At 69.1% G+C, this 14,582-nt stretch carries 14 protein-coding genes; 3 read left to right on the forward strand and 11 right to left on the reverse strand.

The annotated features are described in order from the left end of the window. Positions 1-74 precede the first annotated feature (74 nt). The 3 genes from FB600_RS21290 to FB600_RS21300 all read right to left on the reverse strand — a co-directional run bounded on the left by FB600_RS21290 (position 75) and on the right by FB600_RS21300 (position 3,837). Positions 75-650: a barstar family protein gene (locus FB600_RS21290; protein WP_096750664.1), complete on the reverse strand. Its 576-nt coding sequence runs from the start codon at positions 648-650 to the stop codon at positions 75-77. Between the two features lie 16 nt (positions 651-666). Next, positions 667-1,089 (reverse strand): ribonuclease, encoded by a 423-nt coding sequence (locus FB600_RS21295; RefSeq protein ID WP_036038859.1) that lies wholly within the window; start codon positions 1,087-1,089, stop codon positions 667-669. Between the two features lie 447 nt (positions 1,090-1,536). After that, entirely contained in the window at positions 1,537-3,837 is a 2,301-nt protein-coding gene (locus FB600_RS21300; protein ID WP_096749755.1) for an NADP-dependent malic enzyme, read from the reverse strand. A 166-nt stretch (positions 3,838-4,003) separates the two neighbouring features. Here FB600_RS21300 and thiL point away from each other — a divergent pair, with 166 nt between their 5' ends. The 3 genes from thiL to FB600_RS21315 all read left to right on the forward strand — a co-directional run bounded on the left by thiL (position 4,004) and on the right by FB600_RS21315 (position 6,314). Beyond that, positions 4,004-5,005: a thiamine-phosphate kinase gene (gene thiL, locus FB600_RS21305; protein WP_105819812.1), complete on the forward strand. Its 1,002-nt coding sequence runs from the start codon at positions 4,004-4,006 to the stop codon at positions 5,003-5,005. 226 nt (positions 5,006-5,231) lie between these two features. Continuing rightward, complete coding sequence (locus FB600_RS21310; RefSeq protein WP_227743064.1) at positions 5,232-5,792, forward strand: phosphatidylglycerophosphatase A; 561 nt, start codon at positions 5,232-5,234, stop codon at positions 5,790-5,792. Between the two features lie 21 nt (positions 5,793-5,813). Continuing rightward, positions 5,814-6,314 (forward strand): CinA family protein, encoded by a 501-nt coding sequence (locus tag FB600_RS21315; protein ID WP_013696612.1) that lies wholly within the window; start codon positions 5,814-5,816, stop codon positions 6,312-6,314. Between the two features lie 97 nt (positions 6,315-6,411). Here FB600_RS21315 and pyrF read toward each other — a convergent pair whose 3' ends face one another. The 8 genes from pyrF to FB600_RS21355 form a co-directional block, all read right to left on the reverse strand. Next, the gene (pyrF, locus tag FB600_RS21320) at positions 6,412-7,239 is read right to left on the reverse strand and encodes an orotidine-5'-phosphate decarboxylase (RefSeq protein WP_098154562.1); all 828 of its coding nucleotides are present in this window, start codon (positions 7,237-7,239) and stop codon (positions 6,412-6,414) included. A 77-nt stretch (positions 7,240-7,316) separates the two neighbouring features. Further along, a complete protein-coding gene (locus FB600_RS21325; RefSeq protein WP_096749758.1) occupies positions 7,317-8,408 on the reverse strand; it encodes an aldose 1-epimerase in 1,092 nt (363 codons plus the stop codon). 46 nt (positions 8,409-8,454) lie between these two features. After that, on the reverse strand, positions 8,455-9,243 hold the full coding sequence (locus FB600_RS21330) for an SDR family NAD(P)-dependent oxidoreductase (protein WP_046576972.1): 789 nt from the start codon (positions 9,241-9,243) through the stop codon (positions 8,455-8,457). 19 nt (positions 9,244-9,262) lie between these two features. Next, complete coding sequence (araH, locus tag FB600_RS21335) at positions 9,263-10,279, reverse strand: L-arabinose ABC transporter permease AraH (RefSeq protein WP_013696608.1); 1,017 nt, start codon at positions 10,277-10,279, stop codon at positions 9,263-9,265. 73 nt (positions 10,280-10,352) lie between these two features. Further along, positions 10,353-11,864 carry an L-arabinose ABC transporter ATP-binding protein AraG gene (gene araG, locus FB600_RS21340; RefSeq protein WP_098181978.1) on the reverse strand — a complete coding sequence of 504 codons (1,512 nt, stop codon included), beginning with the start codon at positions 11,862-11,864 and terminating at the stop codon, positions 10,353-10,355. Between the two features lie 78 nt (positions 11,865-11,942). Further along, positions 11,943-12,938: an arabinose ABC transporter substrate-binding protein gene (locus tag FB600_RS21345; RefSeq protein WP_013696606.1), complete on the reverse strand. Its 996-nt coding sequence runs from the start codon at positions 12,936-12,938 to the stop codon at positions 11,943-11,945. Between the two features lie 157 nt (positions 12,939-13,095). Further along, positions 13,096-13,875 (reverse strand): SDR family oxidoreductase, encoded by a 780-nt coding sequence (locus FB600_RS21350; protein ID WP_013696605.1) that lies wholly within the window; start codon positions 13,873-13,875, stop codon positions 13,096-13,098. Next, complete coding sequence (locus tag FB600_RS21355; protein WP_017919614.1) at positions 13,872-14,552, reverse strand: 2-dehydro-3-deoxy-6-phosphogalactonate aldolase; 681 nt, start codon at positions 14,550-14,552, stop codon at positions 13,872-13,874. Before FB600_RS21355 ends, FB600_RS21350 begins: the two co-directional genes overlap by 4 nt. Positions 14,553-14,582: the final 30 nt, after the last annotated feature.

A 14,582-nucleotide genomic window follows, 5' to 3' on the forward strand; every position in this document is an offset into this window, starting at 1 on the left:
CTTTCTCACCACTGGCTGGGCGACCCCGGAACCTCGGTCCCGGCCGCTGCGTCCGGCAAACTCGATTCGCCCGCTCAGGCGAACGAGTAGAACACGCGAAACGCGATCTTGCGCTCGGCCCAGAACTCGGCGGCCTCGCGGAACACGTCGAGCAGGGTCTCGCGGCCCTCCTTGTCGAACTTCTGCGCGATCGGCAGCGCCTCCAGCACGATCACGAAGCCCGGCTGCTCGCCGGCCTTGTGGACCAGGTCGGTCAGGCTGTCGTACAGCGCGTCGTAGTTCTTGCCGAAATGCTTGGGGAACAGGAACGAGGTCGCGATCGTTTCCAGCACTTCCTGCTTCGACTGCGCGGTGCCGCAATAGGCGAACAGGAAATGCTGGCCCAGCCGGGCGGCCTCGTCCGCGAGATCCTGCACGCGGAAGGCGCGGATCGACTGCACGAGATTGGGTCGCACGGTCGCGAAAAGACTCATAGGCTCCTCGGTTGATGAAAGCTCCGGGCAGTCCGGCCGCAAGGATGCCGCCTGCGGCGCGGCATCGCCCTGGGCGACCGCGCGCAGCTGCATCACACGTTGGAACAGGTTGCCGTCGCCGGCTGCGAACAGGTCCGCCGCAGCCGACGTATCGTGCGCGTAGGTGGTGTCGCTCATGCCGATCATCCCGAAATCATTCAACAATACGTTTAAAACTGGCGTAGTGGTCGTCGGAGTAGTAACAGTTGTCGATCCGGCGCAGCGGCCCGCCGCAGACGATCCGTTTCGCGCCGCGATTGCGCGCGCGGGGCGTCGGCACCGTGTACTCATGGTAATAGCCGCGCCGCATCTTCGGCAGGATGCGCTCGAAGTTGCCGAACACGACGCCGTCTTTCGAATACGGATAGGGGCCGCCTGAAGCAATCAGCCCGAGCGTCGTCACGGCTTCGCGCGGCAGCGCGGAGGTCGCGATCGTACCGACCGCCGCGCCCGTGGGCGCGATTTCCCGTGCGTAGGCGGAAGAAACCGGACCGCCCGCCGGCAAGCCGGCGCTACCCAGTGCGATGAGCGCGAAGACGGACGCGAGCGCGCCGTTGCGGAGCCACTTGCGTGTCATGAACCGGGGTTCCCGCTGTTAAATCAACAAGTTGACGACCAGGAAAGGCGTAAGCGTAGCGCTAATGACGAGCAGAATCAATGTTCGTCCGGGAATTGAAAGCGCCATTTGCGGCTATTTGACACATTTGGCGCATTTTCTTCGCTTCATCAAGAATTTTTTATCTCTGTCAGGATAAACTGCGCCTCGGCAACATCGACTGACGAGTTCTTGCCTCCTCGTCGGTTGCCGGCGGCCCGGCGATGTTGTCGTTTGACCTTGGGACGGTCCCTGGCCATGCCCGACGGCGTGCCTCGCAACGAGGCACGCCGCTTTTCCTGTGGGAATTGAATACAGAAGCCGTCGCTTACGCAGGAGAACAAGGCCGATACCATGAAAGACGCCCGGGCCAGGCCCGGGCGTCTTTGATCATGAGGCCGCGACGCGGGCGCCGCCTGCCTCGTGCGCTCAGCGCGTCGCGTTGACGTCGGCCACCAGCAGGGCCGCCATGTTGACGATCCGGCGCACCGTCGCCGATTCGGTCAGCACATGCACCGGCTGCGCCGCGCCGAGCAGGATCGGCCCGATCGCGATGTTGTTGCCGGCTGCCGTCTTCAGCAGGTTGTAGGCGATATTGGCCGCGTCGATGTTCGGCAGCACCAGCAGGTTCGCCTCGCCCTCGAGCGTCGAATCCGGCAGGATTTCCTTGCGCAGCACCGGATCGAGCGCCACGTCGCCGTGCATTTCGCCGTCCACTTCCAGGCCCGGCGCGCGTTCCTTCAGGATCGCCAGCGTCTCGCGCATCTTTGCCGCGGTCGGCGCGTTGCTGGTGCCGAAGTTCGAGTGCGAGAGCAGCGCGACCTTCGGCTCGATGCCGAAGCGGCGCACTTCCTCGGCCGCCATCATGGTGATCTCGGCCAGTTGCTCCGGGGTCGGATCGACGTTGACGTGCGTGTCGACGATGAAGATCTGGCGACCCGGCAGGACCAGCCCGTTCATCGCGGCGTAGACGCTGCAGCCCTCGCGCTTGCCGATCACCTGATCGACGAAGTGCAGGTGGCGGTGCGTGGTGCTGATGGTGCCGCAGATCATGCCGTCGGCCTCGCCCTTCTTGACCAGCATCGCGCCGATCAGGGTGGTGCGGCGGCGCATCTCCAGCTTGGCGAGCTGCTGGCCCATGCCCTTGCGCGCCATCAGCTGGTAGTAGGTCTGCCAGAAATCGCGGTAGCGCTCGTCGTGCTCGGTGTTGACGATCGTGAAGTCGACGCCCGGCGTGATGCGCAGGCCGAAGCGCTTGATGCGGTTCTCGATCACGTTCGGGCGGCCGATCAGGATCGGCCTGGCGACGTTCTCGTCGATCAGGATCTGCACCGCGCGCAGCACGCGCTCCTCCTCGCCCTCGGCGAACACCACGCGCTTCTTCTCGGCGGGTGCGCTGCGCGCCACCTGGAACACCGGCTTCATGGTGTTGCCGCTGTGGTAGACGAACTGCTGCAGATGCTGGACGTAGGCGTCCATGTCCTCGATCGGGCGCGTGGCCACGCCGCCTTCCATCGCCGCCTTGGCCACCGCCGGCGCGATCTTGACGATCAGGCGCGGGTCGAAGGGCTTCGGGATCAGGTATTCGGGGCCGAAGGAGATGTCCTCGATGCCGTAGGCGGTCGCCACGATATCGCTCTGCTCCTGCTGGGCCAGTTCGGCGATCGCGTTCACGGCGGCGATTTCCATCTCGCGCGTGATGGTGGTCGCGCCGACGTCCAGCGCGCCGCGGAAGATGAACGGGAAACAGAGGACGTTGTTGACCTGGTTCGGGTAGTCGGTGCGGCCCGTCGCGAGGATCGCGTCCGGGCGCACTTCATGGGCCACCTCGGGCAGGATTTCCGGCGTCGGGTTGGCCAGCGCGAGGATCAGCGGGCGCTCGGCCATGCCCTTGACCATCTCCTGCTTGAGCACGCCGGCGGCCGACAGGCCCAGGAAGATGTCCGCGCCGTCGATCACCTCGGCCAGCGTGCGCGCGTCGGTCTCGCGCGCGAAACGCTCCTTGTCCGGGTCCATCAGCTCGGCGCGGCCCTTGTAGACCACGCCCGCCAGATCGGTCACGTAGATGTTCTCGAGCGGCAGGCCGATGTCGACCAGCAGGTCCAGGCAGGCCAGCGCGGCCGCGCCGGCGCCCGAGGCGACCAGCTTGACCTGCTTGATGTCCTTGCCGACCACCTTCAGGCCGTTGGTGACGGCCGCCGCCACCACGATCGCGGTGCCGTGCTGGTCGTCGTGGAACACCGGGATCTTCATGCGCTTGCGGCACTCGCGCTCGACGATGAAGCAGTCCGGCGCCTTGATGTCCTCGAGGTTGATGCCGCCGAAGGTCGGCTCCAGCGCGGCGATCACGTCGACCAGCTTGTGCGGGTCGGATTCGTTCAGCTCGATGTCGAACACGTCGATGCCGGCGAACTTCTTGAACAGCGCGGCCTTGCCTTCCATCACCGGCTTCGAGGCGAGCGGGCCGATGTTGCCCAGGCCGAGCACGGCAGTGCCGTTGGTGACCACGCCCACCAGGTTGCTGCGCGAGGTGAAGCGCGCGGCGTTCAGCGGGTTCTCGACGATCTCCTCGCAGGCGAAGGCCACGCCCGGCGAATAGGCCAGCGCCAGATCGCGCTGGTTGATCATCTGCTTGGTCGGCTGGACGGCGATTTTGCCCGGCGTCGGGAATTCGTGGTAATCGAGGGCGGCGGCGCGCAGGTCGGCTTTGGGGGAGGACTTGGTGGACATGAGTCGAGAGAGGCGGGATTAGAATACCTGTTCGGCCCACATTGTAGCGCCAATCCCCCGCCGGATTTTTCGATTCCGGTGACAACTGCCGCAACCGGAATGCGCGTAAGGCCGAGCCGCCGCCTTACAATATCCGCCCTTCATCTGCTCGCCGGAACCGTTCGCCGTGGCCGCCTCCCCGTTGTCGGAATTCTCCCTGATCGACCGCTATTTCGCGCGCCGCGCGCAGCGCTCCGGCGCGCGCGCCGTGCTCGGCATCGGCGACGATTGCGCCCTGCTGGCCCCCAAGCCCGGCACGATGCTGGCGATTTCGACGGACATGCTGGTGGAAGGCCGCCATTTCTTCCCCGATGTGCCGCCGCGTGCGCTCGGCCACAAGACGCTGGCCGTCAATCTCTCGGACCTCGCCGCGATGGGCGCCCAGCCGCGCGCCTTCACGCTCGCCTTCGCGCTGCCGCGCGCCGATGCCGACTGGCTCGACGCGTTCGCCGACGGTTTGTTTACGATCGCCGATCGCCACGGTTGCGAGCTGGTCGGCGGCGATACGACCAGCGGGCCGCTCAATCTCTGCGTGACCGTGTTCGGCGACGTCGGCCCCGATCGCGCGCTGCGCCGCGACGCGGCGCGCGCGGGCGACGAGGTCTGGGTTTCGGGCACGCTCGGCGACGCGCGCGCCGGGCTCGGGGTGGCGCGCGGCGAATGGACGGCCGGCGAGGCCGAGGCTGCGGCATTTCGCCGCGCACTCGAATGGCCCGAGCCGCGCGTCGCGCTCGGCCTGGCGCTGGCCGGCGTGGCGCATGCCGCGCTGGATCTCTCCGACGGGCTGGCCGGCGACCTGCGCCACATCCTCGAGCGTTCGCGGGTGGCGGCCGAGATCGACGTCGACGCGGTCCCGCGCTCGGCGGCACTGGCCACGCTCGCGCCCGAGTTGCAGCGCACCTGCACGCTGGCCGGCGGCGACGACTACGAACTCTGCTTCACCGCGCCGGCCGGGGCGCACTCGGCCGTGCTGGCCGCTGCCGAGACGGCCGGCGTGCCGGTCACGCGGATCGGCACGATCCGCGCGCTGGCCACGGGCGAGGCGCCCGGGATCCACTGGCGCGACGGCCAGGGCGCGCCGCTGTCGCTGACCCTGCATGGCTTCGACCACTTCCATGACGAGCAATGACCCTCACGCGCGGCCGGTGCCGCCGACCGGGGACGACGGCCGCCCCGCCGCCCTGCCGCTGATCCCGGCAGCATCCGAGCCGCCGCCCGGGCTCGGGGCCGATGAATCGAACGCGGCGCCGGATTCGCGCGAGACTCGCGATCGCGCTCGCCGGCCGGATCGCGCCCCAGACCTTGACGACGGCCCCGCCCTGCACGAGATCCACGAGGCGCGGGACGTCCACGACATCCACGAGATTCGCGAAATCCACGACGACGCGCGGCCGGCCCCGCGACGCGCCAGCGCGCCCTTCATGCGCTCGCATCCGCTGCACCTGGTCTCGCTCGGTTTCGGCACCGGCCTCGCGCCTTTCGCGCCCGGCCTGGTCGGTTCGCTGTTCGGCTGGCTCAGCTTCGTCGCGCTGGCGCCGCACCTGAGCCCGGCCCGCTGGCTCGTGCTGATCGCCGCCGGCTTCGCGCTCGGCCTGGTCGCCACGCACTACACGGCCCGCGCGCTCGGTGGCGGGCAGCCGCGCGCGATCGTCTGGGACCAGATCCTCGCCACCTGGATCGTGATGCTGCTGGTCACGCCGGCCAGCTTCGGCCAGCAACTCACCGCCTTCGTGCTGCTGCGCCTGGTACTGCGGCTCAGGCCGCCGCCGATGCGTCGTTTCGACCGCCGCTTCGACCCTCGCGTCGATCACCGTTTGAAAGCTGGCTTTGGCATCATGATCGACGACCTGGTCGCCGCGTTCCTCACCCTGCTCGCGATCGCGACCTGGCACGCGGTGTTTTCCACCCCTGGCTGATTTTCCCGGATACCACTACGCATGCCGACCGATTCCGTCGTCCACCAGCTCGCGATCCGCGCCGGCAACAAGCTGCGCGACGAACACCTGATGCTCGCCACCGCCGAGTCCTGCACCGGCGGCATGATCGCGACCGCGATCACCGACATCTCCGGCAGCAGCGGCTGGTTCGAGCGCGGCTTCGTGACCTACTCGAACCAGGCCAAGAGCGAGATGATCGGCGTGCCGCCCGAGCTGATCGAGCGGCACGGCGCGGTCAGCGAGCCGGTCGCGCGCGCGATGGCCGAAGGCGCGCTGCGCAACAGCCGCGCCCAGGTCGCGCTGTCGGTGACCGGCATCGCCGGCCCGGGCGGCGGCTCGGAGCTCAAGCCGGTCGGCACCGTCTCGTTCGGCTGGAGCAACCGCCTGCATACCGAGGTCGAGACCCTGGTGTTCCGCGGCGATCGCGAACAGATCCGCGTGCAGGCCGCCACGCATGCGCTGCGCGGCCTGCTCAAGCTGCTCGACGAGCGCGAGCGTTGAAGCCGCCTGGCGGCCCGGTCGAGCCCATGAAAAAAGCGCCCCACGGGGCGCTTTTTGCTGTCTGCGTGGTTGGCGCGTCTGCCGGCCGGCGCATCGCTCAACGATGCGCGTTGATGGTGTCGCGCGTGGTCTGCGCGACGCGCGCGGCGGCCTCGGCGAAGTCCTCGTCCTTGCTCGCATAGAGGATCGCGCGCGAGGAGTTGATCATCATGCCGCCGCCGTCGGCTGTGCGGCCGGCGGCCACCGTCGCCTGCACGTCACCGCCCTGCGCGCCGATGCCGGGAATCAGCAGCGGCATCTCGCCGACGATGCCGCGCACGATCTCGATCTCCTTCGGGAAGGTCGCGCCGACCACCAGCGAGAGCTGGCCGGTCTTCGCGTTCCAGCGCGTGGCGGCCAGCTCGGCCACCACCTGGTAGAGCGGGCGGCCGCCGGTCTCGAGGAACTGCAGGTCCGAGCCGCCCGGGTTCGAGGTCCGGCACAGCACCACCACGCCCCTGTCCTCGTAGGCCAGGTAGGGCTCGATCGAGTCGTAGCCCATGTAGGGATTGACCGTCACCGCATCGGCCCGGTAGCGCTCGAAGGCCTCGCGCGCGTATTGCTCGGCGGTGCTGCCGATGTCGCCGCGCTTGGCGTCGAGGATCACGGGCAGGCCCGGGTGCTGCAGATGGATGTGGGCGATCAGCCGTTCGAGCTGGTCCTCGGCGCGATGCGCGGCGAAGTAGGCGATCTGCGGCTTGAAGGCGCTCGCGTAGGGCGCGGTCGCGTCGACGATCTCGCGGCAGAAATCGAAGATCGCCTCGGGGCGGTTCGCGAACTGGGGGGGAAAGCGCGTCGGTTCGGGATCGAGACCGACGCAGAGCAGGGAATTCGTGCGCTGCCAGGCGGCGCGCAGCGTATCGATGAAGGTCAGCGGAGCGGACATGTTTCGCGGCGGGTCGTTTGAGGAATGGCGCGTATTTTACCCGCAGCGCCCGCTTGCCTCTGGCGCGTGCCGCCGTTTCAGCGGGTTTCGGCCGCTTTTCCAGCCGTTTTTTCGGCGCCCTGCTCAGCCGCCTTGGGCGCGCCCGCGCGCGGATCGGCGCGCTCCACCGTGAAGCGGAAGCGCCGCGTCAGGCGCTCGCCGGGCCCGAGCAGCGTCATGCCGTGCGCGTCGGCGCCGCCCGGCAGGTTCACCGCGTTGATCGGGTGATCGACCGGCTCGAAGCAGAAGAAGCGCTCGCCCGGCGGCGTGTAGAGCACGTAGCAGTCGGCATCCGACTCGATCGCCATGCTCAGGCCGCGCGTGGGCCAGGCCACCGTGGCGCGCCCGCCCCAGCCCGTGAAGGCATGGTTGACCAGGGTCGAGGGCAGCGGATAGGCGATGCCGAACTGCCAGGCCGGCGGCACGTTCACATGGCGGCGCGGCAGCCAGTCGGGGCCGGACAGCCACAGCCCGTTGGCGGCTGCCGCCAGCTCGGTGCGCTCGTCGCGCACGATGAAGGGATGCACGCCGAGCCCGAACGGCAGCCGCTCGGGCCCGCAGTTCTCGATCGCCAGCGCGATCGTCAGGCTGGCGCCGTCCAGCGCGTAGGACTGGGTGGCGCGATAGGCATAGGGGCTGCCTTGGCGGCGATCCAGCGACAGTTGCAGCTCGGTGGCCGAGAGATCGTCGATCTGCCAGCGCGACAGCCAGCCGTCGCCGTGGATCGGCAACGGCTCGCCGCTGCGGTTGCACGGCACCTCCACGCGGCGCCCCTCGCAATCGAAGGCGCCCGCGCCGATCCGGTTCGAATAAGGCAGCAGCGGGTAGCAGCCGAGCGCGTTCGGGTCGGTGCCCGCCTCCACGTGCTCGCAGCCGCGGAAGATCGGCGTGGTGGCGCCGTCGCCGCGCCAGTCGAAGCGCGCGATGCCGCCGCCCAGGTGCGGCACCACGTCGAGCCGCAATTCCGGGCTGGCCAGCGTGACGGCCGCGTCGGCCGCCGCCAGCACGCCTTGCGCGATGCTCGCGGTCTGCGGGCCGGGGCTGACCGGCTGCGCGGCGGCCGCCAGGCGCGCGCGCCGCGTGCGCGCGGCGGCCGGCGAGGAAGAACTGCCCAGTGTCGAGCTCGTCATGGTCGTTGCTCCTGTGCGCGTCGCGCGCGGCAATGCGGGTGCCGGATCAGGCCCAGCCGCCGTCGACGACGACGTCCTGGGCCGTCATCATACGACTGTCGTCGGCGGCGAGAAACAGCGCCGTGCGCGCCAGGTCGTCGGGCAGCAGCTCGGCATCGATGCACTGCCCGGCCTTGATCGCCGCGCGGCCCGCATCGTCGAGCCACAGCCGGCGCTGCTTGTCGGTCATCACCCAGCCCGGCACCAGCGCGTTGACGCGGATCCCGAACGGGCCGAGGTCGCGCGCCAGGGTGCGCGTGAGCCCCTGAATCGCGGCCTTCGAGGTGGCGTAGACGGGGTAACCGCCGTTCTTGAGCATCCAGCTGATCGAGCCCAGGTTGATGATCGAGCCGCCGCCGAGCGACTTCATGTCCTCGATCACGGCCTGCGCGGCGAAGAACTGGTGCCGCAGGTTGACCGCGATCGCCGCGTCGAACGACTCGGGCGTGACTTCCTCGATGCTGTGGCGCTTGTCGTTGGCCGCGTTGTTGAGCAGCACCGCGATCGGGCCGGTGCGCGCGCGCAGCTCGGCGATCGCGCGCCGCAGCGCGTCGATGTCGGTGATGTCGGCCGCCACGAATACCGGCGCGTGGCGCGACTGCGCCAGGCGCTCGGCCAGCGCCACGCCGGCCTCGGCGTCGAGGTCGAGGAAACCCACCCGCGCGCCCTGCGCGGCGAAGTGCTCGACGAAGGCCGCGCCGATGCCGGTGGCGCCGCCCGTGATCAGCACCGCGCGGTCGGTCAGGCTCGGGTAGCGCGCGCCCTGCGCGGCATCGGCCGTGATCGCTTGATTCATCTGCCTGTCCTCCGCCGCGTCAGTCGCGCGAACCGCGGTTCTTCAACTGGTCGAGCAGCACCGCCGCCAGCAGGATCGCGCCGCGCACCAGGTACTGATAGAACGCGTCGATGTTGAGCAGGTTCATGACGTTCTCGACCGTGCCCATGATCAGCACGCCGATCACCACGCCCGAGATGGTGGCGCGCCCGCCGAGCAGGGACACGCCGCCCAGCACGCAGGCCGAGATCACGTTCAGCTCGAAGCCCTCGGCCGCGTTCGGCTGGCCCGAGGTGATGCGCGAGGCGAGGATCACGCCGGCCAGCGCGGTGACCGCGCCCTGCACCAGGAAGATCCACACGCGCGTGCGCTCGACGTTGATGCCGGCCAGCCGCGAAGCTTCAGGGTTGCCGCCGATGGCCAGCGTGTTGCGGCCGTAGATGGTCTGGTTCAGCAGCACGCCGAACACGATGAAGCACAGCAGGGTGACCCAGATCGGCAGCGACACGCCGAACAGGCTCAAGCCCCCCAGCGCGATGAAGGTATCCGAGGACACGCCCACCGCCTGACCGTGCGAGACGATGAAGCCCAGGCCGCGCACGATCTCCATGGTGGCCAGGGTGGTGATCAGCGCGTTGATGCGCAGGTAGGCGATCACCGCGCCGTTCACGAAGCCGATCGCGGCACCGGCGGCGATCGCCGCGACGATGGCGATGAAGGTGTTGTCGGTGGCGTTGAGCACCATCGCGCAGAGCACGCCCGAGAAGGCCACCGTCGAGCCGATCGAGAGATCGAAGTCGCGCGAGGCGAGACAGAACATCATGGTGCAGGCCACCATGCCGATCTGCGAGATCGACAACGCGAGACCCAGCATGTTGTCGATCGAGAAGAAATGATCGACCGTCACGGACATGGTGACGAACATCACCGCGAAGATCACGATCAGGCTGTAGTCGGTGACCTGCTGCCACCACTTCTGCTTGTCGTTCTTCTGCGGAATCAAGGCCTCGGCCGCGGTCTTGGCGGCTGCCTGCGTGAGATTTTCCCTGGCTTGCATCGTGTCGCTCCCTGCATGGGCGCGGAATCGCCGCGCCGTCTCCCTAACTCGTTTCGTCCGTGAGCGCGCCGCTTCAAGCGGCCTGCTCGGCCGGCCCCTGCGGCAGCGCCAGATTCAGCACCACCTGTTCGTTCGCCCCCTCGCGCGTGACCTCGCCCGCGATCCTGCCCTGGCGCATCACCACGATGCGATCGGACACGCCGAGCACCTCGGGCAGCTCCGAGGACACCATCACGATCGCGCAGCCGCGCTCGGCCAGCTCGTAGATCACCTGGTAGATCTCGTTCTTGGCGCCCACGTCGATGCCGCGCGTCGGCTCGTCGAGGATCACCACCTTCAGGTCGGGCTCGGCCAGCCAGCGCGACAGGATCGCCTTCTGCTGGTTGCCGCCCGACAGGAAGCGGATCTTCTGCCGGCGGCTCGGCGTCTTGATCTTGAGCAGCTTGATGAAGCGCTCGGCCGTCTCGGCTTCCTTGCGTCCGTTCAGGAACATGCCGGCGCGCAACGAATGGCGGCGGCAGCTGATATTGATGTTCTCGGCGACCGTCGCCATCGCGACGATGCCCTCCTCCTTGCGATCCTCCGGACACAGCACGATGCCGTGGCGGATCGCGTCGCCGGTGCGGCGGATCTCGATCGGCTTGCCGTCGAGCATCAGCGCGCCGCCGCGCTTGCGATCGGCGCCGTAGATCACGCGCATCAGCTCGCTGCGCCCCGCGCCGACCAGGCCGAAGAAACCGACGATCTCGCCCGCGCGCACCGAGAAATCGGCCGGCGCCTTGAGCGCGTCGCCGGCCAGCGCCTTGACCTCGAGCCGCGTCTGGCCGAGCGGCCGCGGCCGGTAGTGATAGATGTCGTTGATCTCGCGGCCGACCATCTGGCTCACCAGCTGCTCGCGCGGCACCTCGGCCAGCACCGCGTGCGAGGCGATCCGGCGGCCGTCGCGGAAGATCGTGCAAGCGTCGCAGAGCCGGTAGATCTCGTCCATGCGGTGCGAGATGTAGATCAGCGCGCGGCCCTCGGCGCGCAGGTCCTCGACCAGCTTGAACAGCACCTCGGTCTCGCGATGCGAGAGCGAGCTGGTCGGCTCGTCGAGCGCGATCACGCGCGCGTTGCGCATCAGCGCCTTGCAGATCTCGACCATCTGGCGCTGCGCGATCGACAGCTTGCGCAGCTTGGCCTGCGGATCGAGATCGACGCCCATCGCCTGCAGGCGCTCGCGCACGTGGCGGCGCGCATCGCCCTTGCGCACCCAGCCGAGCGCGTTCGGCAGGCGCCCGAGCAGCAGGTTCTCGGCCACCGTCAGGTCGGGCACGTATTGCAGCTCCTGGTGGATCACCGCGATGCCGGCGCCGATCGAGGCCGCCGCGCTCGCGAAGCGCACCGGCTGGCCGTCCACCAGCACGCTGCCCGAATCGGGCTGGTACTCGCCGCCGAGAATCTTCAGCAGCGTGGACTTGCCCGCGCCGTTCTCGCCCATGAGGCCATGGACCTGCCCGCCGTGCACGTCGAACGAGATGCCGTCGAGTGCCCGCACGCCGGGGAAGACCTTGCCGATATTGTCGAAACGCAGAACCGCAGCCAACTTCGCCTCCACTTCGTTGCCGGGCCGCCGCAGCACGCGACGGCCCGCTTTCACTTCAAGCCACTACGCGAATCGCGCTTACTTCGAGGCCAGGCCCATCTCGGTGCGCACCATGCCGACGTTCGCGCGCGTGGCCAGCATGCCGGTGGTCAGCGTCAAGAGCGGCGGCATCTTGCCCTGCGTGATCCACGCGTACATCAGGTCCGAGGTTTCCTCGCCGTGGCGCTTCGGGCTGATGATCACGGTGCCGTAGAAGCCGGTCGGCTGCGGCTTCTTGAACTCGCTGAGCGCCGAGTCCGAACCGCCGATGCCGATGCCGATCATGTTGTCGGCCTTGAAGCCGCGGCCCTCGGCGGCGCGCACGGCGCCCAGCACCGCCTCGTCGTTGAGGCCGTAGGCCACCCAGTGCTTGAACTGCGGATTCTTGGTCAGCGCGATGTTGGCCGCGTTGAAGGCGTTCTCGGTATCGGTCTTCGCTTGCGGCGCCGCGATCACGTTGGCCTTCGGGAAACCGGCCGCCACCAGTGCGTCGGTCGCGCCGCTGGTGCGGTCGTGCGCGGTCGGCAGTTGCTCGTAGGTGATGTCGATCGCGCCGACCTCGGCCATGTTCCAGCCGCGCTTCTTGATCTCGGCGGCCAGGCCGTCGCCGACCTGCTTGCCGATGTTGTAGGCCGAGATGCCCATGTGCGGCACCGACTCGATCGGCTTGCCGCTGCCGTCCACCAGGCGGTCGTCGACCGTCATCATCTTCAGGTTGTGCGACTTGGCCTTGGCGACGATGCCCGGCCCGAGCTTGACGTCGGGCGTGCAGATGATGAAGCCCTGCGCCTGCTGCGCCGAGAGGTTGTCGATCGCGCTCATCACCTTTTCGCCCGAGGGCGCGCCGATCTTCACCAGCGTGAAGCCCTTGGCCTTGGCGGCCATTTCGGCGAACTTCCACTCGTCCTGGAACCACGGTTCCTCGGGCTGCTTGACGAGGAAGCCGATCTTCACCGGGTCCGCCGCCTGGGCGAACGGGGCGCCTGCCAGCACGGCCGCTGCCGCCGCGAGCGTGACAAAGGTTCTGCGTTTCATCTGTGTCGTCTCCTGTGATGCCATTCAAGGTCCGGCCGCCTGGTTCTGTGCCGCGGCACGCGCGCGGCCGTCGCGTGCTGCGGTCTTTCCGAGATACTGCGGGTGCTGCCTTGCTGCGAATGCTGCTTGCCGCCGGCCCGCCTGGCGGGCGCCGGCCTCAATCGTGGTAGAGCGCGGTACGCCCGCCGTCGATCGTGATGCAAGTGGCGTTGATGAAGGGCGCCTCGTCGGAGGCGAGGAACACCGCCGTCATCGCCACTTCGTCAGGCCGGCCGATGCGCTTCATCGGCTGCAGCGCGAGGGTCGCCTCGCGCGCCGCGGCCGGATCCGCCTGCGAATTCCACCAGTCGTGCGTGAGCTGGGTCTCCACGTAGCCGGGCGCGATCGCGTTGACGCGCAGGTTGCGCGGCGCGTATTCGATGCCGAGCGCGCGCGTCAGGCCCAGCACGCCGTGCTTGGCGACCGGATACGGGAAGCAGCCCGGGATGATCTGGAAGGCATGCGTCGAGGCCACGTTGACGATGCTGCCGCGACCGCGCTCGACCATGCCCGGCAGCGCCGCGCGGCAGCCGTTCCAGACGCCGTCCAGGTCGACCGCGAAGCAGCGCCGCCAGTCCTCGTCGCGCATCGTCAGCGGATCGCAGAACACGTTCACGCCGGCGTTGTTGACCAGCACGTCGAGCGCGCCGAACTCGCGCTCGGCCAGCGCCACGGCCTCGGCCACCGAGGCCGGCTCGGTCACGTCGGTGCGATGCGCGAGCACGCGCGCGCCGTCCACCTCGGCGGCGATCGCGGCGGCCGCCTCGTGGCCCGCGCGCTCGTCGAGTTCGGCGATCAGCACCGCCGCGCCCTCGCGCGCGAAGGCCAGCGCGATCGCCGCGCCGATGCCGCGGCCGGCGCCTGTCACCAGCGCCGTCTTGCCGGCCAGCCGATTCATTTCCCGGCCCCGCCGCGCGCGATCGCCAGGCCCTTCACATAGGCCTGCGCATGCCGCGCGGTGGTGGCCGCGTCCTGGCCCGGCTTGTAGAGCGCCGAACCCAGGCCGAAGCCGTTGGCGCCCGCCGACAGGTAAGGGCCCATGTTGTCGGGCGTGACGCCCCCCACCGGCACCAGCGGCACACGCTTGTCGATCACCGCGCGCCAGGCCTTCACGGCCACCGGGCCGAGTTGCTCGGCGGGGAACATCTTCAGCACGTCGGCGCCGGCGCGCAGCGCGGCGAAGGCCTCGCTCGGGGTGGCCACGCCGGGCGCGGCGGCCATGCCCAGCGCCTTGGCACGGCGAATCACCTCGGCATCGGCATGCGGCATCACGATCAGCTCGCCGCCGGCACGCGACACTTCGTCGACATACTCGGGACGCAGCACGGTGCCCGCGCCGACCAGCACCTCGGCCGGCAGCGCGGCGCGCAGCGCGGCGATGCTGGCGAACGGATCGGGCGAATTGAGCGGCACCTCCAGCAGCCGGAAGCCGGCCTCGACCAGGGCGGTGCCGTGCTCGACCGCTTCCTCGGGCCGCAGGCCGCGCAGGATCGCGATCAGCGGGCAGGCCGCGAAGGCGCGCGCCAGGCCCTCGTGCGGGGCATAGGGGGCGGGCAGCGTCAGTTCGGATGACATCGTGTCGATCTCCTCGATTCGGTGGGCCGG

Source organism: Burkholderia sp. SJZ089 (assembly GCF_007828315.1).
GTDB classification, from domain to species: Bacteria; Pseudomonadota; Gammaproteobacteria; order Burkholderiales; family Burkholderiaceae; genus Burkholderia; species Burkholderia gladioli.

Bases quoted from the DNA above. Each gene is read 5' to 3' on its own strand.
- FB600_RS21290 (WP_096750664.1), bottom strand. From the start codon at position 650: ATGAGCGACACCACCTACGCGCACGATACGTCGGCTGCGGCGGACCTG.
- FB600_RS21295 (WP_036038859.1), bottom strand. From the start codon at position 1,089: ATGACACGCAAGTGGCTCCGCAACGGCGCGCTCGCGTCCGTCTTCGCG.
- FB600_RS21300 (WP_096749755.1), bottom strand. From the start codon at position 3,837: ATGTCCACCAAGTCCTCCCCCAAAGCCGACCTGCGCGCCGCCGCCCTC.
- FB600_RS21315 (WP_013696612.1), top strand. From the start codon at position 5,814: ATGCCGACCGATTCCGTCGTCCACCAGCTCGCGATCCGCGCCGGCAAC.
- pyrF (WP_098154562.1), bottom strand. From the start codon at position 7,239: ATGTCCGCTCCGCTGACCTTCATCGATACGCTGCGCGCCGCCTGGCAG.
- FB600_RS21325 (WP_096749758.1), bottom strand. From the start codon at position 8,408: ATGACGAGCTCGACACTGGGCAGTTCTTCCTCGCCGGCCGCCGCGCGC.
- FB600_RS21330 (WP_046576972.1), bottom strand. From the start codon at position 9,243: ATGAATCAAGCGATCACGGCCGATGCCGCGCAGGGCGCGCGCTACCCG.
- araH (WP_013696608.1), bottom strand. From the start codon at position 10,279: ATGCAAGCCAGGGAAAATCTCACGCAGGCAGCCGCCAAGACCGCGGCC.
- FB600_RS21345 (WP_013696606.1), bottom strand. From the start codon at position 12,938: ATGAAACGCAGAACCTTTGTCACGCTCGCGGCGGCAGCGGCCGTGCTG.
- FB600_RS21350 (WP_013696605.1), bottom strand. From the start codon at position 13,875: ATGAATCGGCTGGCCGGCAAGACGGCGCTGGTGACAGGCGCCGGCCGC.
- FB600_RS21355 (WP_017919614.1), bottom strand. From the start codon at position 14,552: ATGTCATCCGAACTGACGCTGCCCGCCCCCTATGCCCCGCACGAGGGC.